18 protein-coding genes and 2 pseudogenes are annotated in these 19,911 nt (G+C 31.4%); 17 read left to right on the top strand and 3 right to left on the bottom strand.

Annotation, left to right across the window (positions count from 1 at the left end):
* Positions 1-7: 7 nt before the first annotated feature.
* Entirely contained in the window at positions 8-328 is a 321-nt protein-coding gene (locus tag ACYFX0_RS29030; RefSeq protein ID WP_001062742.1) for a hypothetical protein, read from the bottom strand.
* A gap of 252 nt (positions 329-580) precedes the next feature.
* Between ACYFX0_RS29030 and ACYFX0_RS29025 the strand changes: the two genes are divergently transcribed.
* Complete coding sequence (locus ACYFX0_RS29025) at positions 581-1,360, top strand: BC_2878 family exosporium-associated protein (protein ID WP_000340383.1); 780 nt, start codon at positions 581-583, stop codon at positions 1,358-1,360.
* Positions 1,361-1,616: 256 nt separating this feature from the next.
* The gene (locus ACYFX0_RS29020; protein WP_000581062.1) at positions 1,617-2,387 is read left to right on the top strand and encodes a GNAT family N-acetyltransferase; all 771 of its coding nucleotides are present in this window, start codon (positions 1,617-1,619) and stop codon (positions 2,385-2,387) included.
* Between the two features lie 352 nt (positions 2,388-2,739).
* On the opposite strand, the gene ACYFX0_RS29015 is transcribed toward ACYFX0_RS29020, so the two are convergent.
* On the bottom strand, positions 2,740-3,171 hold the full coding sequence (locus ACYFX0_RS29015; RefSeq protein WP_000027167.1) for a GNAT family N-acetyltransferase: 432 nt from the start codon (positions 3,169-3,171) through the stop codon (positions 2,740-2,742).
* Between the two features lie 654 nt (positions 3,172-3,825).
* Here ACYFX0_RS29015 and ACYFX0_RS29010 point away from each other — a divergent pair.
* The 9 genes and pseudogenes from ACYFX0_RS29010 (at position 3,826) to ACYFX0_RS28970 (ending at position 12,307) form a co-directional block, all read left to right on the top strand.
* The gene (locus ACYFX0_RS29010) at positions 3,826-4,374 is read left to right on the top strand and encodes a spore coat protein (protein WP_000332789.1); all 549 of its coding nucleotides are present in this window, start codon (positions 3,826-3,828) and stop codon (positions 4,372-4,374) included.
* 366 nt (positions 4,375-4,740) lie between these two features.
* Positions 4,741-4,941: a spore coat protein W gene (locus ACYFX0_RS29005; RefSeq protein ID WP_000342253.1), complete on the top strand. Its 201-nt coding sequence runs from the start codon at positions 4,741-4,743 to the stop codon at positions 4,939-4,941.
* A 14-nt stretch (positions 4,942-4,955) separates the two neighbouring features.
* Positions 4,956-5,408, top strand: coding sequence for a spore coat protein (locus ACYFX0_RS29000; RefSeq protein ID WP_000361676.1), 453 nt, complete (start codon positions 4,956-4,958; stop codon positions 5,406-5,408).
* Positions 5,409-5,868: 460 nt separating this feature from the next.
* Positions 5,869-6,729, top strand: a complete 861-nt coding sequence (locus ACYFX0_RS28995) for a DegV family protein (protein WP_000538299.1) — start codon at positions 5,869-5,871, stop codon at positions 6,727-6,729.
* A gap of 289 nt (positions 6,730-7,018) precedes the next feature.
* The gene (locus ACYFX0_RS28990; protein ID WP_063675457.1) at positions 7,019-8,608 is read left to right on the top strand and encodes a M3 family metallopeptidase; all 1,590 of its coding nucleotides are present in this window, start codon (positions 7,019-7,021) and stop codon (positions 8,606-8,608) included.
* A gap of 12 nt (positions 8,609-8,620) precedes the next feature.
* Entirely contained in the window at positions 8,621-9,370 is a 750-nt protein-coding gene (locus ACYFX0_RS28985; protein WP_000372659.1) for a WecB/TagA/CpsF family glycosyltransferase, read from the top strand.
* Positions 9,371-9,387: 17 nt separating this feature from the next.
* Positions 9,388-10,764 (top strand): 5'-methylthioadenosine/adenosylhomocysteine nucleosidase, encoded by a 1,377-nt coding sequence (locus tag ACYFX0_RS28980; RefSeq protein ID WP_086390593.1) that lies wholly within the window; start codon positions 9,388-9,390, stop codon positions 10,762-10,764.
* Between the two features lie 55 nt (positions 10,765-10,819).
* Positions 10,820-11,524 carry an alpha/beta hydrolase gene (locus tag ACYFX0_RS28975; RefSeq protein WP_000594617.1) on the top strand — a complete coding sequence of 235 codons (705 nt, stop codon included), beginning with the start codon at positions 10,820-10,822 and terminating at the stop codon, positions 11,522-11,524.
* Positions 11,525-11,812: 288 nt separating this feature from the next.
* A pseudogene (locus ACYFX0_RS28970) lies at positions 11,813-12,307 on the top strand (GNAT family N-acetyltransferase).
* Between the two features lie 198 nt (positions 12,308-12,505).
* On the opposite strand, the gene ACYFX0_RS28965 reads toward ACYFX0_RS28970, so the two are convergent.
* The gene (locus tag ACYFX0_RS28965) at positions 12,506-12,922 is read right to left on the bottom strand and encodes a hypothetical protein (protein ID WP_000591759.1); all 417 of its coding nucleotides are present in this window, start codon (positions 12,920-12,922) and stop codon (positions 12,506-12,508) included.
* Positions 12,923-13,043: 121 nt separating this feature from the next.
* On the opposite strand from ACYFX0_RS28965, the gene ACYFX0_RS28960 reads away from it, so the two are divergent.
* The 6 genes and pseudogenes from ACYFX0_RS28960 to ACYFX0_RS28935 all read left to right on the top strand — a co-directional run bounded on the left by ACYFX0_RS28960 (position 13,044) and on the right by ACYFX0_RS28935 (position 19,813).
* Positions 13,044-13,691 (top strand): response regulator transcription factor, encoded by a 648-nt coding sequence (locus tag ACYFX0_RS28960; protein WP_000865984.1) that lies wholly within the window; start codon positions 13,044-13,046, stop codon positions 13,689-13,691.
* Positions 13,684-15,060: a sensor histidine kinase gene (locus tag ACYFX0_RS28955; protein ID WP_106081983.1), complete on the top strand. Its 1,377-nt coding sequence runs from the start codon at positions 13,684-13,686 to the stop codon at positions 15,058-15,060. Before ACYFX0_RS28960 ends, ACYFX0_RS28955 begins: the two co-directional genes overlap by 8 nt.
* 189 nt (positions 15,061-15,249) lie before the next feature.
* On the top strand, positions 15,250-16,092 hold the full coding sequence (locus ACYFX0_RS28950) for a peptidylprolyl isomerase PrsA (RefSeq protein WP_016098636.1): 843 nt from the start codon (positions 15,250-15,252) through the stop codon (positions 16,090-16,092).
* 330 nt (positions 16,093-16,422) lie between these two features.
* Positions 16,423-18,161 (top strand): annotated as a pseudogene (locus ACYFX0_RS28945) (Xaa-Pro dipeptidyl-peptidase).
* A gap of 227 nt (positions 18,162-18,388) precedes the next feature.
* Positions 18,389-19,150: a class I SAM-dependent methyltransferase gene (locus ACYFX0_RS28940; protein WP_000490920.1), complete on the top strand. Its 762-nt coding sequence runs from the start codon at positions 18,389-18,391 to the stop codon at positions 19,148-19,150.
* 102 nt (positions 19,151-19,252) lie between these two features.
* Positions 19,253-19,813, top strand: a complete 561-nt coding sequence (locus ACYFX0_RS28935; protein ID WP_098829565.1) for an AAA family ATPase — start codon at positions 19,253-19,255, stop codon at positions 19,811-19,813.
* The last annotated feature ends 98 nt before the right edge of the window (positions 19,814-19,911 follow it).

Raw genomic sequence — 19,911 nt, 5'->3', positions numbered from 1 at the left:
TGTTAGATTAGCCTTCAATAATTTCGTATTCTTCGTCTGCAAGTAATAAAATTTGTGTTTTCTTACCTTTGTTTTGAACTTCAATTACATCGTATGCACCTAAGTCTCTTACTTTGCTTTGAGAAGCGTTAACCATAACTTCCATAGAATCGATTAAGATATCTTCTTCAATGTATGATTCAGGCAATGCCATATCTTCAGTTTCTAATACACATGCATATAGATTTTGTAAGTTTTCAGCAGTTGGGTTTTGTTCCTCAACATCAATGATGTTTTTTACTGCTTCCATATTTTCTTCTTTTACTTGGTATACTTTAATTTTAGCCATTGTTTTAATCTCCTTTATAACGTAATCGTAGAGGCTACACTTCATTATAACGTTTTTTTCATGAAAGATGAAATTGTTATATGTATTTATAGTAAAAATTATGTGTTATTACTCATTATTGGTGTAATTCCCGTACTAATATTATGAATAGGTAACGATATTCCTACGTTAAAGTTATATTGTCCAAGCTTTTTTGTTTTCCTTTCATATATATGTATTAGCTATTCTATATAGAGAAGGGATGGAGTGTAAGTGGATTGTGAGCCGAAACGTGATTGTGGATGTTGCCAAAATAGTATATGTGAATTTTTACAAAGTCTAGAACCGTATACTAAAGTTGAAAGTATTGTAATAGTAGGAAACGAAATCGTTGTATCTTATTTTCTTTCATTTAATGCGATGAAAGGGATTGTATCATTCGTACAAGAAGACAGTGAGGTTATTTTTGTAGATTGCTCAAAAATTGATGCAATCCGAATAGGAAAAGTTTGTAGTTGCAAATCGAAAGTTAAATATATTGAAGAGGACTTTAGCTTGCTAGGAAATGTGTGCCCGCAATGTTTAACAGAGGGGAGTACAATCTTTTTTGATTTTCATAATCCAGAATTAAATTTATGTTTACAAGCGAAAACAATTGATGCACCTATATGTACTGAATTTACAGATGAACTTGGGAATGTAGTAAAGCAAGTTGCAATTGTAGGTGAAGCGATTGTTTCTAAGGATTTTGTTCAAGTACCTGAACTGTTAGATTTTCGATTAGTTTTATCGGATACTGCTGCGAACCCTTTGAAGTTTGGAATGCTGTTCATTAATTTTCCTGATATTACATTCGTTATTCTTTTCGCATCTAGTGGATACTTAAACATTTCAAATTGTTTAAAGGTAGAGAGTGGAACTAGTAATATCGAAATAGAAGAGCTGAAAAAAATGATAAAGGATGACGTTAACACGTACAAGTCAGTTGTTAAATTGACTAAAGTATATAAAAATGGTGAAATGGAATCTTTTATTTCTAAGAAGGAGTTATAACGCATTTTTTGATAAATCCTCATACATTATGTTGAGGGTTTATACATACACGATGTATATTCTAAAGTTTAAAAAGTGAGATACTCTTTTTTTATTAGATGTTATAATAATTTTATATTTGTGAATGATTTATAATTATATAAAAATTTAGTTTAATAGGTGTTTTCTTATATGGTAAATGGTTGATTGAAAAATTATATAAGTTTATTCTAAAAGATTTAGAATAAGATTGATTTTATAGAAGGCGGGAATGTAAATGATACATGAAGCGAATATACATACAAGAAAAAAACTAGTTTCTATGTTTGATGATTTCAATAACGTTATTTTACTTTCTTATTTACAAGGGCATATGGGGACTGCTTGGGTAAATGATCTTGAAAATCCAACAGTAGCACAAGTTACGGTAGGAATTTTCACATTTTACGCTGGAGACCCAAATGTGCAAGAAACAGAAGAGTTATTACGTAATATTCCTGAAAGAATTTTAGTTATCGTAAATAGTGAAGAGTGGAAACAACGCTTAGAAACATTCCATGAAAGAAAAATAGATAAGTTTTTACGCTATAAGTTCAAACGAAATTCAGAAGGTTTTAATCGTTCAAAATTACAGTCTTTTATATCAATACTTCCAAAAGGATATGAGTTAAAAAGAATAGATGAGCATATCGCAAATAGCCCTACATTACATAAAATCTCTGAAGATTTTATAAGTCAATTTCAGTCGGTAGAAGATTATATAAACCGTGGTATAGGTTATAGCATTTTATATAACGGAGAAGTTGTATGTGGTGCATCCTCGTATAGTATTTATAATGATGGAATTGAAATTGAAGTTGCGACTGATCACAATCATAGAAGAAAAGGTTTGGCAACTGTAGTTAGTGCAGCTCTTATATTGGATTGCTTAGAAAATGGAAAGTATCCAAACTGGGACGCAGCGAATACTACATCTGCTAACCTAGCAGAAAAGTTAGGATATGTTTTTGATAAAGCGTATGATACTTATTTTGTGGATAATAGATGAGTGAAGGAATTACATACTAAAAAATAAATACGCCCTAGTACGTAAGTCTAGGGCGCATTTATTAGTTGGTAAATATCTTCATAACAATCTTATCACATTTTATCTTTTGAATGTTTGGAATTAAAGATATTTATGTGACTTTTTGAAAAAATAAAAGAGCAGCTAGCAAAAGCTAACTGCTCCTCTCCAAGGGAGAATGGAGAAATACAATCATGTTACCTATAGTATTGACGGAACATTGAGTTTTAATCAGCCATTTATAAAAGGAGAGATAAAATATCTTTGATTAATCCTTAGGCTCCGATTAGGAGTACTGATAGAAAAACGATTGAGAATATACTTTTTATTATATTTACAATTTAAATAGTAGAACGTGTTTATCGTAGTTCTCCAAACACCAATTATATTTTTTTAGAATAATTGGATGGACTGCTTCTTTCGTAGTATCGACTTCAGTATAGCCATATTTCTTATAAAAGTTTTCTAATTCCTCAAAAGGAAGACAATATACATCTTGTATTTGTGATTTTTTTACAGTTTCTACTAAAAATGAAACAAGCTCACCAGCTAATTGTAGCCCTCTAAATTTAGGGAGAATAAAAATCCCGCCCATTTCTATAGTATCTGCATCTATTTGGACTAATCGTCCAACACCTGCATACTCGTTGTTATATGTAATAATTGCAACTTTATCTCTCTTTAAATCACTTCGTACAAATCCTATTGATTCATATTGACTATTAATCCATTTTAAATCGTTAGATGTAGCTAGTTGAATACTCATATACACCCTCCTTCCGAATACTAGCGCTCTCTTCATTATATAGAACATAAGATACTATATCAAAGGAACCTTGAGATAGCACATTTGTTTAAGTTATTAATTAAAAGTGTGGGGTTGCTGGCATTGAAATGTAGGCTTCACCAAATATAGGATAATAATGTTGTGAATTTAGTGTTACATAGTCAAAATAAAAATTAGTTCATATGTTCGGTAACGCAATATTGTTTAAGTGTATAGGGATCATAGCGTTATTTTAATTAGTAGTTACTGTATTAATTGAATCTCTTAAGGAAATGTGATAATCGCCAGCCTAGTTGATGCAAATTGTATTAGAGTTTAGTAAAAAAATCCTCCTGAAAAAGGGGGGATTAAATATAAGAGCACTTCGAAAAGTGCCCTTCAGTAACGACTACTCATTCTAAAAATATCATATGAAGTTAAGTGTATTTAAGTATGGGTCTTTTATATAAATGTGAAATAAAAGATGGTTGTCTTCTTGTTAGAAGGCTATTTTTTGTTATTACAAAAAAAAATTAGAAGTAAAATATAAATTCAAGTTACTTGTCCAAACAAATTATTAAAAAATACATAAAATGCTAGTAGTTAGCCAATATTTTAATATTGCTAATTTTTTAGTTTAAAAGGGGTGATTTTATGTGTGATTGTGAAGTTTGTAGACGAAAGAAAAACCGGGATCCATTAAATCGGGATTCTGAACGAAAAAAAGTGGATTCTGAGCCAATAAAAAAGGATTGTGAACCAAAAAAACAGGTTTCTGAGCCAATAAATCAGGATTCCGAATCAGTAAATTCTTATTCATATAGTAAAAATGCAAATTTTTTAGAAGAAGCTATACAAACAGATGAAATCGATCAAGTTTCTGAGGAATATATTGAAATAGTAGATTCAGCAGATGTACAAGTTACTACTACAGATACAAAAGCTGCGCTATCTATCCAAGCGGCATTACAAGCAGCTATCGTAGTTGTAGTAAGTATTTCTATAGCAGATAGTGAAAAGGCAGATAAAATAACACAAGAATTATTTCAAAAATCATCTATTAAACAAATTAATAGACAAAAAACATTTATTAAAAATTCCAGAAACGTAACCGTAACAACTACTGATACAGATATTGCAGTGAATATTCAAATTCTCCTTCAAATTTTATTAGCGTTACTAGTTAAACTAAACATTTTATAAAGTGTCTATCCCATTTATATTTAGCCACAAGGGTTCACTCTAAGTAAATATTTTTTGTTGTAATATGTGGTACAAGCTTGGACTTCTCATTATGACCGAATTAATATTCAAGATTTATGGGAAATTAAGTGTGGAAAACTACACAATAACAAAGGTGAACTTATTATTTAACAGTGAATAAAACTTATATATGTGAAGTAAAGGAGGGCTGTCTTCGTATTAGAAGACAGCTTTTTGATTTTATTAGTAAAAAAAAGTAAAAATAAAAGATTAAGTTACTTGTCCAAGCAATTTTTATTTAAATACATATAATGCTGGTAGTTATTTGAAATTTTTATAGAAAACTGATAGGAGTGAACATTGTAAATGGATGATTTAAATAAATTTTCTTCCTTTAAGTTTGATAAGGATCAAAAGAATATAATTATAGACCTTTTACTCTCAGATATTTTTAATAGGCATGGGATAAATGAAGAAAAACTAAAAAATTTATCACCAGAAAAAAAGCAGCAAATTAAAAGTATTGTTTCTGAAATACAATCACAAGTTAATAATTATTTAGATTGAAAGGGGGTGAACGCATGGACAAAACATGTCATTCAGATGAAAATAAAAAGTGGAGTGCATTAGATTCCTCAAATCCTCATCCATCTTTTAAAAATGCTAGCGTTTCAGAAGCAGCTGCGCAAGAAAGTAAAACGTATCAAATTTCTGAAGAATCTATTACAATTGTAGATTCAGCAGATGTAGAAGTTACTACTACAGATACAAAAGCTGCTTTATCTATTCAAGCAGCATTACAAGCAGCTATCGTGGTTATAATAAGTATTTCTATAGCAGATAGTGAAAAAGCTGACCGTGTAGCACAAGAATTGTTTCAAAAATCATCTATTAAACAAATTAATAAACAAGAAACTGTTATTAGAAATTCTAGAAATGTTACAGTTACGACTACGGATACAGACATAGCAGTAAATGTTCAAATTCTTCTCCAAATTTTATTAGCTTTACTAGTAAAATTAAATATTTTATAAAATGTTTAACCTGTTTTTTTATATAGTGATTCTTACAGGTGAATATAGTACAGGCTATAAATATTAATCATTAACATCGCCAAAATAATAATGAGAACAATGTGATGGGAAATAAAGTTTGGTTGTTTTATGGAAATTTAAAAGCCATTTCCTTTATTGGATGTGGCTTTTAAATTTTAAACAGTATAAATTTTAAACAGTATAAATTTGAAAAGATTATATTAAGATAAAGAATTAAAATATGATGATACAAAATACTTATAAAATTATTCGTGTTATTGAAAAATGATAAGAAAAAGGTGTTTAAAATAGAACCATTTTCATTAATAGTTCAAGTTTTGAAGAATAGTGCATACAATATAAAGTGTTTTCCTTTCTTCATTTAAGTTTTACGTATATAATTTAAAAGTACTATTTTTATTTTATTATTTTATATTTATAACAGAATAGAGGTTTAAAAATGGGTGTTAAAATCATTACGGATAGTGCGGCGGATTTACCAGTAGAATTGCTGCAAGCATATGATATTGATTTAATTCCACTCCGTGTATATGATGAAGTAGAAACAGAGTATTTAGATGGAGTAACATTAGAGTCAGTTACATTACTGCAAAAAATGAGAGAAGGCGCTGTTTATAAAACGTCATTGCCTTCACTTGAAACTTTCCAAGAAAAATTTGTTTCTTATGCAAAAGAAGGTAATCCTTGTATATATTTAGCTTTTTCATCTGAACTGTCTGGTACATATCAATCATCAGTTGTCATTAAAGAGGAAGTAAAAGAAACATATGCAGATTTAGATTTAGAAATTATTGATACGAAATGTGCTTCGCTTGGTCAAGGGCTTGTCGTATTAGAAGCTGCTAAAATGGCAAAAAACGGCGCATCAAAAGAAGACATATTAAACCGTGTCGCTTTTCTAATGAACCATATGGAACATATCTTCACTGTAGCTGACTTACAGTACCTTGTTAGAGGCGGGCGCTTAAGTAAAGTAGCAGGATTTATCGGTGGTTTATTAAACATTAAGCCGATTTTGAACGTGGAAGAAGGAAAACTTGTCCCACTTGAAAAGGTACGAGGGAAAAAGAAAGTATTAAGCCGTATTGTTGATATTATGGAAGAGCGTGGTAAAGACCTTAAAGGTCAAACAATCGGTATGACTCACGGTGACGATTTAGAAACAGCTGAAGCATTAAAAGCATTAATTACGGAAAGATTTGGCTGTGAAGTATTTATCGTAAATACAATTGGTGCAGCAATCGGTGCACATACAGGTCCTGGCGTTATAACGTTATTTTTCTTAAATGAAGTAGAGTAAAGGATTGATCTTTTGATCAATCCTTTTTTATTTTTTAATCTGTGATAATCGGTCGATATGGTATGGATGAAGATGAAACCTTTGAAGTTAGCCTATATCAAATGCAATCCTGTAGAGGGATTATTTTTTATATGTGAAATGATACTTTATGGTAGAAGAAAAGATATAAATAAGAATGCATTTATAGGAATCTGAATATTTAAGGATATCGAAATTTTTTTATTTCATATATAATTGTGTAGGAAGAAATATCTGTAACTATTTGTAAAAATAGGAGGCGGCTATAAAAATGCAAGAAATTGCTAGATGGGATTTAAATCGATTGTATTTGAATGAGGATATTCTATTTCCGATTTTAGAGTTGAAAGAGCAATATTTTGTAACAAAAGATGTAGAGGTTCTTTCAAAGCTTATACAAGCTATTGAAAAAGCAGAATACTATTTGTATTGTCAATGGGTTGAAGAAAGTGTTTCATCTGACCTTACTAAATTGAATGTGAAAGTGAAGGAACTAAAAAGTGAAGTACAGCAAATAATAAAACATAGTGAAGTAGAAACTTCCGATAATATTAATATTAAGTTTATAAAAAATGAACTTAGTGCGTGGGAAGATATGTACATACAATTACGGGATAGGATAGAAATAGAGCACAATAATAAACAATTATCCTTTGGACAAGCAAATAATATTGCAATGAATAGTGAAAATGAAAAGGAAAGATTAGAAGTATTCGAGTTACTTACAAGTACTTTACATAAGGAAAAAGAAATCTTTGCTACTGTATTAAATCAAATAGGGAGATTGCGTAATGCAAAGAGTAATGAAATAGAAGATAGAGAGATTTTAACACAATCTTTTCATGCGAATGGCATTTCAGAAGCTGTATTATTCCAAATGTGGAATGCGACAGAAGAAAACCTTGATAAATTAGTAAGTGCTTTAAACGTGTATAAGAAGGGAAAAGAGTCAATTACATGGCATGAACTTATGACAGTAAAGGAAAGTAATGAGGTTATAATTCCTTTTTCAGTAGCAGTACAAAACGTTTATGATGCATGTAAGAATATTGATGAAGAATTAGCAGAATTTGCACGTAATGCGATAGAAAGTGGATGGGTAGATGCTGAACCGAGAGAGAATAAACCACCAGGTGGGTTTTGTGCTCCATTTTTCAGTGAGAAAGAATCACGAATTTCAATGCGCTATGATGGGAGTATAGATAGTGTAAGAGTGCTCGCTCATGAATTAGGACACGCTTGGCATTTTTATAATATGAGTTTCGAACAATCTATATCTTTTTTAGATGATAATTTGCCAATGAGTACGGCTGAATCAGCATCTATTTTCTTTGAAACGGTACTCTTAAATTATCTAATTGAAACAACGGATAGTAAAGATATGAAAAAGTCATTACTTAGCTGGAAAATAAGAAATAGTTTTAATTATGTAATGGCAATACGAGCATCGTATCAGTTTGAAAAAACATTTTATGAAAAATGTAAAGAGGGTCCTTTAAGTGCTGATGAAATTGAGAAATTATCTATAATGGCACAGAAAGAAGCTTATGGAAATGCTTTAAGTGAATACCAACCGTTTGTATGGATGAAATATATTCAATTTTATATAGCAGATGTTCCTTTTTACAATTATCCATACACATTTGGATATTTAGTAAGTTTTAGTTTATTAGAAATCGCTCAAGAAAGTAAAGGTACTTTTCATTCGAAATATAAAGAGTTTTTACGAGAAACAGGAAAGGTTCCAGTAGAGGAGCTTATGAAAAAATATTTTGAAATAGATATAAGAAATTATGAATTTTGGAATAAGGCTTTTATTCAAATTTCTAAAGATATTGATGAATATTTGCAGCTTATGTAAGGGGAGAGTATAGTGGATCAGCAGTTTATAAAAGGTATACCTTTTTCAACTTTAGAATATGCAAAAGCTATAAGTTTATTAAAAGGTTGGCTACATGAACAACAAGAGAAACCAAGGTTTGTAGTAACTGCAAATCCTGAAATTGTTATGTCTGCAAAGGAAAATACGGAAAAATCAAAGCAGTTTAAAAAGATGTTACTATCTGCGGATTTAATAACAGCGGATGGGATTGGTGTCATAATTGGCTCGAAAATATTAAAAGGAACTTTGAAAGAACGTGTTACTGGAGCGGATTTAACTCACGATTTAATAAAATATTGTAACGACAATGAATATCGTGTCTTTCTTTTTGGAGCCGCTCCAGAAAGTAATAAAAAGGCATTAGAAAAATTAAATGAGCAGTTCCCAGGAGCGCAGTTTAAAGGACAGCATGGATTTGTAAATGGTGAAGAAATAGAAGAAATAAAAATGAAAATTAAGCAATTCAAGCCGCATTTACTACTAGTAGGACTAGGTTCACCAAAACAAGAAGAGTTCATCTATGAAAACATACAAACATTAAACGTTCCGCTATCTATTGGTATCGGAGGCATGATTGATATAATATCTGGTACTGTAAAAAGAGCACCGAAAATGATGAGGGATACCGGAACTGAATGGCTGTATAGGTTACTCTCACAGCCGAAAAGGTTAAAGAGACAACTTGTACTTCCGAAATTTTTATTGTCGGTTATGTCTGAGAGGATTAAAGGGATTAATTAATAAAGGAGACTACATACATGAACAGAATCGGCATTATTGGAGCAATGCAAATTGAAATAGATTTACTTTTAGAAAAACTAGTTATACAAGAGGAACAGACAATAGCGGGAATGCCTTTTTATATTGGAGAATTCATGGGAATAGAAGTAATTATTACACGTTCTGGTGTAGGGAAAGTAAATGCAGCTGCATGCGCGCAAACATTAATTCATAAATTTGATGTAGACTCTATCATTAATACAGGCGTTGCTGGTGGGTTACATCCAGATGTAAAAGTTGGCGATTTAGTTATTTCAACTAACGTAACCCATCATGATGTAAGTAAAAATCAAATGAAAAACTTATTTCCGTTCAAGGAAGAATTTATCGCAAGTAAGGAATTGGTAGAGTTAGCACGTAAAGCATGTAATAGTAGTAGTTTACGTACTAGGGTTCATGAAGGAAGAATCGTCAGCGGTGAATGTTTTGTTGAAGATTCAAAGTTAAAGGCGAAATTAATAGACGAATACGCACCTCATTGTACAGAAATGGAAGGAGCAGCAATTGGACATGTCGCCTACATAAATGATATACCGTTTCTTGTTATAAGATGTATTTCTGACAGTGCAGATGATGAAGCTCAAGTTTCTTATGATGATTTCGCGAAAACTGCCGCAAATTATTGTTCAGAAATTATCGTTGAGATGCTGAAAAATATATCGAGTAATACTTATAGTTCAAAAGGGGAGAATGACATGTTACAAGCGTTAATTTTTGATATGGACGGAACGTTATTTCAAACAGATAAAATTTTAGAATTATCGTTAGATGATACTTTCAATCACTTAAGATCACTACAACTATGGGATACAGTAACACCAATTAATAAATATAGAGAAATTATGGGTGTGCCGTTACCGCAAGTTTGGGAAGCTTTATTACCGGACCATTCTATTGAAGTAAGAGAACAAACAGATGCATATTTTTTAGATAGACTAATTGAAAACATAAAAAGCGGAAAAGGCGCTTTATATTCAAATGTAAAAGAAATATTTACATATATAAAAGAAAATAATTGTTCAATTTACATTGCTAGTAATGGTTTAACTGAATATTTACGAGCAATCGTAACTTATTATGCTTTAGACAAGTGGGTGACTGAAACGTTTAGTATTGAACAAATACAATCGCTAAATAAAGGTGACTTAGTTAAAAGTATTATGAACAAATATGATATAAAAGAGGCAGCGGTAGTTGGTGACCGGCTATCTGATATAAATGCAGCGAAAGACAACGGTTTACTTGCAATTGGGTGCAATTTTGATTTTGCGCAAGAAGATGAACTTGCTCAGGCTGATGTAGTAATAGATGATTTAATGGAGTTGAAGGGGATATTACCTGCTGTACAGAGGTAAATAAAGTGTGTGCGTTTTTTGCCAAGTCCTATATGTCTTAGTTAATGGAGGGAATATGATTAAAAATAATTTTAAAATTAGTAATATTCCTGCGGTTTTATGGGGAGATAAGAGTGATAAAATTTTTATTGCAGTACATGGAAATATGTCAAATAAGGAAGATACAATTATTCAAATATTAGCTGAAGAAGCCAAACAAAAAGGTTATCAAGTATTAAGCTTTGATTTACCTGAGCATGGAGAAAGAAAAGATGATAATACTCCTTGCAAAGTACAGATTTGTGTTAGTGAATTATCTATAATTATGAATTATGCAAAAGAACATTGGAAAGAAATAAACGTGTTTGCATGTAGTATGGGAGCGTATTTTAGCCTTTTAGCTTATCAAAATGATGTGGTAGAAAAGGCATTATTTTTATCACCAGTAGTTAATATGGAACGAATTATCGAAAATATGATGAAATGGTTTAATGTAACACCAGAGCTTTTGCAAAAAGAAATGACTATAGAGACACCTATTGGTCAAAAGTTATATTGGGATTATTTATGCTATGTAAAAGAACATCCTATTAATATATGGAATATTGATACATATATTATGTACGGAGCCAAGGATGAACTGTGCGAATTTGAAACTATTAACTATTTTACAAAAAAACATCGTTGTGAATTAGAAGTTATGGAGACGGGTGAACATTACTTTCATACTGAAGAACAGTTAAAGATATTTGAACAGTGGTTACACAAACATATCGATTAACAAATTACAATTTATTTTGAACCTGTTAGAGAAGAATGAGAAATATATAAACTTATAGTATATTTGAGAGAATTTATAAATGGTGAATGTATACACTTAAACAAACACATGCTTTAATTCGATAAGAATTAAACAACTTTAAAGAGCCTTATCACACATTAGATTGTAGCAAGGCTCTTATATTTTCATAATAAAATTAATCAACTGTATTATCGGTTTAGATATGAAGTGAAGAATACGCACGCTATGAATTACATAAAGTAACAACCATAAAAATGCACAGAATAAATGATTCTCGAGCATTTTTATGTATTTTCGTACTTAGGGGGAATGGACTTGAAAGATATACATATTCAACAAATAGAAAATTTAATGGAATATGAATTCAGTCATCTCGTTCAAGACAGTGAATAAGAAGGTTTTAATTTCCTTATAAGACTAATAAATGAATATAAAAACAAAATAAATGTATTCAATAAAACTGGAGAATGTTTATATGGTGTTTTCCAAGGTGATATGTTAATTGGAGTTGGAGGTTTAAATGAGGATCCGTACACAAAAGACAATAAGATTGGGCGGTTAAGGAGATTTTATATTTCAAGGGATTATCGGCGTATAGGGTTAGGGAACTTATTATTAAACCAACTATTATGTCATGCGGAAAAGTATTTTGAAGTGATTGTTTTACATGCTGACACGAAGCAAGGGGATGTGTTTTATACTGCAAATGGATTTGTAAAAGGGGGATTATATAAGGGATCGAGTCACTACAAACTATTATAGAGATTGCTATCCAAAGAATAGCTACGGACAGGGTTTTTGTTGGTAAATCGATATATCTTAAAAATCGCTGATATATATGAAGTTGCGACCCTTATATTAAAAAACAACTTTTATAATTTCATTTACTAAATTGTTATTATAAAAAAGAGCACCTTAGCTTTTAAAATTTAGCTTATAAGGTGACTCCTTTTCAGTCAATTACGTTTTAACGTTCATTTGTTTCAATAATAATCCTGGTTTACCTTTTACATAATAAAAATGCGGATTATTTTCATCATCATAAAGCATAATATAAGGCTTTTCATTTAGTGGGAGCAGTATAAGTACTTCGTCTATTGTAGTGTGTAACCATTGATTAGTAATAGAAACCGGCTTAGATAATGGGATTTTTATCATATAGCCATCTTTTGGAACGATATTTAAGTTTTTAAATGGACCGGTTATTGCTTTAGCGTATTGAACTGCTTCTTTTTGGATTACTGGATCTAAAGATTGTTTTTGAATGACCATTTCTTTTTGACAATCAAATACTTCCATTTGTTGATTGGTTTTTGCGAACGCATTTGTTGATAATAGAAATAAAAGAAGAGAAATGACCCCGATTTTTTTTATCATAATACAACACCTCACCATTACTATCCCCTCAAAAGCTTTAAATATTTTTCTGTCACATTCATGTAACAAAGATGTTGTATGATACAATTGGTTTTTGTTTAAAAGCAATGGAGGAAAAAATATGAAAGTTTTAATTGCAGATGACGAACAAGATATGTTAAGAATTTTAAAAGCTTATTTTGAAAAAGAAGGCTTCGAAGTTTTATTAGCGAAAGACGGAGAGGAAGCACTTCAAATGTTTTATGATGAAAAAATTGATTTAGCAATTTTGGATTGGATGATGCCGAAACATAGTGGTATTACTGTCTGTCAGGAAATAAAAAAGAATTCAAGCGTAAAAGTGTTAATGCTTACGGCGAAAAGTGAAAGCGAAGATGAATTAGCAGCGCTTCAAAGTGGGGCAGATGAGTACGTAAAAAAACCATTTCATCCAGGAGTACTAATTACACGAGCGAAAAAGCTTATTCAGCATGATGATATTATTCAAGTACAAGATGTAAAGATAAATTTCGCCAAAAATAAAGTATATAAAAATGATATAGAGTTAGAAATTACAAAAACAGAGCTCGAATTAATAAAATGCTTTTTAAATCATAAAGGAACGATTTTAACTCGTAAAAAATTGCTAGATATTGTATGGGGATTTGACTATTTTGGAGAAGAGAGAACTGTTGATACACATGTAAGAAGGCTGCGTAAAAAAATTGGAGAAAATATTATTAAGACGCATCGCGGGCTGGGCTATAGTTTGGAGGAACAAAGTGAATAAACTTGGAAAAAAGTTATTTTTCAGTATTTCTGCAACTGTTATTCTCATCTTTATGATTTCGTTATTATGCATTAACAATCTCTTACCGAACTATAATATTTATAAAACACGTGAAAACTTAAATAAATTTACAACACAAATACAAAATACAACAGTGGAAAATATAGAGGATGTTATTCATACAATTGAAAGTGAAAACAACGTTACAATTGCGTATACGCCAATTAATCAGTCAGAAGATGCTATGAACGAAGCATTACGCATGCAACTTACGAAAAAGAAAGTAACGTTAAATAAGCTTTGGATTACGAAAGACGAAGTCATGAAAGTGAAGACGGAAGGGCAATCGAATAAACTGTACGATCAAGGAAAGGTAAAAGCGAGTTTTTTTGCTAAATATATTGCGAAAGATGATACGATAATTTTAATTGGGACTTCTATTGCGAATTCAAATGAAATTATAAGTACGTTAAATACATTTTACTTATACATCGTATGTTTCTCGCTGCTTCTTATTATTTTACTTGTGTGGATACTTTCAAAAATAATAACGACGCCACTGAAAGAGCTGAGTGATGTAGCTCAGGATATTTCACATTTGCAGTTTAAAAGAACGAAAGTGAAAACGAATGATGAAATAGGAGAGTTGGCCAATAGTATTAATATCATGAGCGAAAAACTACATGAAGCACATCAAGATTTAACTGATCGTAATGAACATTTAAAACGATTTATGGGTGATGTGACGCATGAATTAAAGACACCGATCGCATTAGTAAAAGCATACTCTATGGGGATTAAAGATGGACTAGATGATGGGACTTACGTAGATACAATTATTAAACAAACAGATCAAATATCAAACTTAATTGAAGAACTATTACGATTTTCTAAACTAGAAAGAGATATTTTACAAAAAGAAGAATTCCCTATTGAACCGCTGGTCCAGAGTATATTAGATAAGCATCAGATTGAACTGGATTCGAAAGAAATTAACTTGCAAGTAAACTGTAATACGAGCGATACAATCGTTTATGCAGATTTAAATAAAATGAGAATGGTGTTTCAAAATTTAATTTCTAATGCAATAAAATATTCAGCAAATCAAAACATAATAATTACTTTAGAAGATAGAAATAAAAGTATATATTTTCAAATAAAAAATGGCATTCATACGGAAAAAATTAAAGATATCGATAAAATTTGGGAGCCTTTTTACGTACTAGAATTTTCTCGTAGTAAAGAAAAATCAGGTACAGGATTAGGACTAGCGATAGTGAAAAGTATTTTAGAAAGACATGGTTTTGAATATGGAGTTTCCTCTATAGATGGAGAAATTCAATTTTATATAAGTGTGAAAAAGGATTAATGAAAATATTAGTCCTTTTTGCAGCTTTAGAGGTTAGCGATACAGGATGAATCACCATAATTTTCAAAATTGATGTATTAAATGGAGAATTAGCAAATGTTCTACTTTCATTAAATTCACGTGAAGTTCACAGGGAAACGTTACATTTACATAGTTACATTTGAATTTAATGAAGTGAGGTATTCGGATTTGAAAAGAAAGAAATTAGTAATAGGTAGCATTTTAATGGGGATGACGTTATCTTTATCCGCATGTGGTTCATCAGATAATATTGTAACTACAAAATCAGGAAGCATTTCAGAAAGTGATTTTAACAAAAAATTAAAAGAAAACTACGGTAAACAGAATTTATCTGAAATGGTAGTAGAGAAAGTATTAGATGATAAATATAAAGTTACGGATGAAGAGGTAACGAAACAACTAAAAGAATTAAAAGACAAGATGGGCGATAATTTTAATACATATATGGAATCTAATGGTGTGAAAAATGAAGATCAGTTGAAAGAGAAATTAAAGCTTACTTTCGCTTTTGAAAAAGCTATTAAAGCAACCGTAACGGAAAAAGATATTAAAGATCACTATAAGCCAAAGCTTCAAGTTAGCCATATTTTAGTGAAAGATGAAAAGACAGCAAAAGAAATTAAAGAAAAATTAAATAGTGGCGAAGATTTCGCGGCATTGGCTAAACAATATTCAGAGGATCCAGGTTCTAAAGAGAAAGGTGGAGAACTATCTGAATTTGGACCAGGTATGATGGTGAAAGAATTTGAGGATGCTGCATATAAGTTAGAAGTTGGTCAATTGAGTGAACCTGTTAAATCTTCCTTCGGATATCATATTATTAAGTTAACGGATAAAAAAGAGCTTAAACCGTATGAGGAAGAGAAAGAGAATATTCGTAAAGAATTAGAACAGCAACGTATACAAGATCCTCAATTCCATCAACAAGTTACTAGAGATCTGCTTAAAAATGCAGATATAAAGGTATCTGATAAAGACTTGAAAGATACCTTTAAAGAGTTAGAAAAATAATAAATGGAATGTAAGACAATCGATAGAAATATCGGTTGTCTTTTTCTCTATTTATCCCGCTATTTGCCGGGCAGTAAGACCCCCACTTCAAAATTCAGTGGAAGCAAAGAAGTTAGGCGGGGGCCCTGCTGCTCGTAAACGCCCGATTGGTGAGTGCTGATTAAAGTTTCACTTTATAAAGAAGGGGGGAGTGGGAAAATACTTTCACACCTGCATTAAATTTTACTTAATAAGAAATCTTTGAGTTTCTCAACTTTTATATAAAAATAAAACTGAATTTCCAGTTATTTTTTATATAGTAAAAGAGAACGAATAAGGGGAGGGAACATTTTGAGTAAAAAGAAAATGGCAATTACACTGTCAGCAATGCTATCTGCAACAATTATACCTAGCTTTACTATGGATGTGCATGCAGAGAAGAAGGAAGAGACTAAAAATACGAAAATTGAATTAGAAAATGGATGACAAAGCCGATTTATTCTCTCGATGAAGCTATTATCGAAAATTTATATGTAGAGACAGAAGTTGATAGTGATCGCGACGGTAAGAAAGACAGAGTATCGATAAAAGTTATGCGTCCAAAGACAGATCCGAATGTGAAGGTTCCTGTTATTTATGAAATGAGTCCATATCGATCTGGATTAAAAGATGTTCCTGTATATAATGTAGATGAAGAATTGTATGCGTATGAAGGAAAACCGTATGGAGCAGTTAATCTTGGTTCGTATGGGAACTATTACGTGCCAAGAGGTTATGCAGTTATTCTAGGCGAAAGTATCGGTACTGGAAAATCAGATGGATGCCCTACAACTGGAGATGAACAAGAAATACTCGGTACAAAGTCTGTTATTGATTGGGTAAACGGTCGCGCGAAAGCATTTACAGAACAGGGTGAGGAAGTTCAGGCAAATTGGTCTACAGGAAATGTAGGTATGACTGGAGTTTCTTATAATGGTACATTACCAAATGCTGTTGCGACTACTGGAGTTGAAGGTTTAAAAACAATTATTCCAATCGCAGCAATTAGTAGTTGGTATGATTATTATCGTGCAAATGGTGCAGTCATTGCTCCAGGCGGATATCAAGGAGAAGATACAGATAATATGGCAGAAGCAGTACTGACAAGAAAGAATCCAGAAGTTTGTGGTCCGATAATGACAGAACTTACTGCTGGACAAGATCGGAAAACGGGTAATTATAACGATTTTTGGGATAAAAGAAATTATGTAAAAGATGCTAAAAATGTAAAAGCGAGTGTATTTGTTGTTCATGGTTTAAACGATTGGAATGTTAAAACGAAACAGTTCGCACAATGGTGGGATGCTCTTGGAGAAAATGATGTACCTCGTAAAATGTGGCTATATTAAGGTGGACACGGTGGGACATCAAGTAATAACTGGCAGCAAACACAAAATAAATGGTTAGATTATTGGTTGTACGGAATTGAAAATGGAATTATGGATGAACCAATGGTTGATGTGCAAAGAGAAAATAAATCGTGGCAAAAGATAAAAAATTGGCCAGATCCAGCGGCTGTACCTTCAAAAATCCGTATGTATTTAAGTAATAAATCAGTCAATTTGCGACTAAGTATGGGATCGGTTAATAAAGTTTTCTCATTCGTAGATGATGCACAAATAAAATCAAATCAATTAGTAGCAAACCCAGAATTAGAAGTAGCCAATCGATTAGTATATACAATGCCTGTACTGCAAAAAGATAAGCGTATAAGTGGTATACCAAAGATTTCAATTACAGGAAATATTGATCGATCTGTATTAAATTTAACAGCATTACTTGTTGACTATGGAGGAGCGAAGCCGGAAATCGTAACGAGAGGCTGGATGGATCCACAAAACTTAAAGAGTATAGAAAATTCAACGGCGATTCAACCGGGCAAAGATTATACATTTACATGGGACATGCAGCCAGATGATTATGTATTTAAAGTGGGGCATCAAATCGGAGTTGTTTTAATTGCAAGTGATTATGATTATACAATTAGACCGAAAGCTGGAACGAAACTTACAGTGAAATTAAGTGAAGTGACATTGCCGATTGTGAAATAAATATTTTTTCTAAAGAGCTTACTAAAGTAAGCTCTTTAATTTACAGTCTGAATTTTTAATTTTTATATTTCAAATTGGAAGGTTATGTAATACAATATCATTATATTCTATGGAAAGTGAGTGATATATTATGACAGTCAGCTCTTTCAAAATCTCATTAAAATTCGAGGTACAGGAAGATTAGTTGAATTGAAATCTTCCGTACGTAAAAACGGAGGAGAAAATAAATGTTTAGTTTTTATAGTACACTTTGTACGGAACTGTATGATTACACAAAACCAGTCGGTTATTCTTTAAATGGTGATATTGAGTATTACAAAGAACGTTTAAAAGATTGTAGAGGAAGAATCCTCGAAGCTGCAGTAGGTTCAGGGCGTGTCATCATTCCACTTCTAGAGGCTGGTTTTACAGTAGATGGGATAGATTATTCACCTGAAATGCTAGATTCTTGCCGTAAGCGCTGTAAAGAGAGAGGCTTACATCCTAATTTATATGAAGGAAGCTTGCAACAATTATCACTTCCGCATAAATATGAGGCAATTATCATTCCTACTGGATCTTTTTGTTTAATTGAAAATCGTGTCGATTCTATAAACGCATTGAAATATTTTTATGAACATCTTAATCCAGGCGGACGATTAATCGTAGATATTATGCTTCCGTATGACTGGAAGACTGGGGAAATTCATACATCGACTTTTTCTTTGCCGAGCGGAGACGGAATCACATTAGAAAATAAATCAATTGAAATAGATTGGCTGAACCAAGTTACTGTATCATATTTGAAATATGAAAAGTGGAGTAAAGGACAGTTAGTACAAACAGAACTACAACGCTTTGCGGTACGTTGGTATGGAATAGAAGAGTTTAAACTTCTGTTAGAAAGTATAGGTTTCTCTAATATTACTTGCTCTGCTGAATATGCTTATAAAAACGAACCGTCAAATGCAAATCAAATGTTTACTTTTGAAGCTGTGCGAAAAGAATAGAACTAATACTATGAATAAAAAAATAAGGCAATCGATTAAAAATCGGCTGCCTTATTTTTAATTTTATGTAATTGTTTATAGAGAAAGATCGGAGGGAAATAAATGAAACTTATATTAATATTTGGCCCACAAGCAGTTGGGAAAATGACAGTGGGTCAAGAATTAGCAACATTAACCGGTTTAAAACTTTTTCATAACCACATGACAATTGATTTAGTAAGTCCAATTTTTGATTACAGTACGACAGAAGCAAAAAGGCTAGTAAGTTTATTTCGTAATGAAATATTTGAAGAAGTATCTAAAAGTGATTTATCTGGAATGATTTTTACGTATGTATGGGCATTTGACCTCCAATCGGATTGGGATTATATACATTATGTAGAAAGTATTTTTGAATCAAAAGGTGGGACAGTGTATTTTATAGAGCTGGAAGCGGAATTAGATGAAAGATTAGAACGGAATAAAAGTCCGAATAGATTAGAACATAAACCGAAAAAAAGAGATATTGAGTGGTCTCAAAATAATTTGAAAGAGACGATGAAAAAGCATAGATTAAACTCTCTTCATGGTGAAATTGAAAAAGAAGAGTATATAAAAATTAATAACACGTATTTGAGTGCAAAAGAAGTAGCGGAAATGATTAAAGAGAAGTTTCAATTGTAAAATTTTTGAAGTCTATTTCGTTTCCATTGTCTAAGCATTCTCCTACTAATTACATATACTATTTATGTTAAAATCGGTCGCTATTTTAATATATATAA

It is taken from the genome of Bacillus sp. NEAU-Y102 (assembly GCF_054788175.1).
The sequence above is the reverse complement of the archived record's forward strand: the minus strand, read 5'-3'. Positions and strand labels throughout refer to the sequence as shown.

Excerpts from the sequence above, each read along its gene's own strand:
- ACYFX0_RS29030 (WP_001062742.1), bottom strand. The coding sequence starts at position 328 with ATGGCTAAAATTAAAGTATACCAAGTAAAAGAAGAAAATATGGAAGCA.
- ACYFX0_RS29020 (WP_000581062.1), top strand. The coding sequence starts at position 1,617 with ATGATACATGAAGCGAATATACATACAAGAAAAAAACTAGTTTCTATG.
- ACYFX0_RS29015 (WP_000027167.1), bottom strand. The coding sequence starts at position 3,171 with ATGAGTATTCAACTAGCTACATCTAACGATTTAAAATGGATTAATAGT.
- ACYFX0_RS29010 (WP_000332789.1), top strand. The coding sequence starts at position 3,826 with ATGTGTGATTGTGAAGTTTGTAGACGAAAGAAAAACCGGGATCCATTA.
- ACYFX0_RS29005 (WP_000342253.1), top strand. The coding sequence starts at position 4,741 with ATGGATGATTTAAATAAATTTTCTTCCTTTAAGTTTGATAAGGATCAA.
- ACYFX0_RS29000 (WP_000361676.1), top strand. The coding sequence starts at position 4,956 with ATGGACAAAACATGTCATTCAGATGAAAATAAAAAGTGGAGTGCATTA.
- ACYFX0_RS28995 (WP_000538299.1), top strand. The coding sequence starts at position 5,869 with ATGGGTGTTAAAATCATTACGGATAGTGCGGCGGATTTACCAGTAGAA.
- ACYFX0_RS28990 (WP_063675457.1), top strand. The coding sequence starts at position 7,019 with ATGCAAGAAATTGCTAGATGGGATTTAAATCGATTGTATTTGAATGAG.
- ACYFX0_RS28980 (WP_086390593.1), top strand. The coding sequence starts at position 9,388 with ATGAACAGAATCGGCATTATTGGAGCAATGCAAATTGAAATAGATTTA.
- ACYFX0_RS28975 (WP_000594617.1), top strand. The coding sequence starts at position 10,820 with ATGATTAAAAATAATTTTAAAATTAGTAATATTCCTGCGGTTTTATGG.
- ACYFX0_RS28965 (WP_000591759.1), bottom strand. The coding sequence starts at position 12,922 with ATGATAAAAAAAATCGGGGTCATTTCTCTTCTTTTATTTCTATTATCA.
- ACYFX0_RS28960 (WP_000865984.1), top strand. The coding sequence starts at position 13,044 with ATGAAAGTTTTAATTGCAGATGACGAACAAGATATGTTAAGAATTTTA.
- ACYFX0_RS28940 (WP_000490920.1), top strand. The coding sequence starts at position 18,389 with ATGTTTAGTTTTTATAGTACACTTTGTACGGAACTGTATGATTACACA.
- ACYFX0_RS28935 (WP_098829565.1), top strand. The coding sequence starts at position 19,253 with ATGAAACTTATATTAATATTTGGCCCACAAGCAGTTGGGAAAATGACA.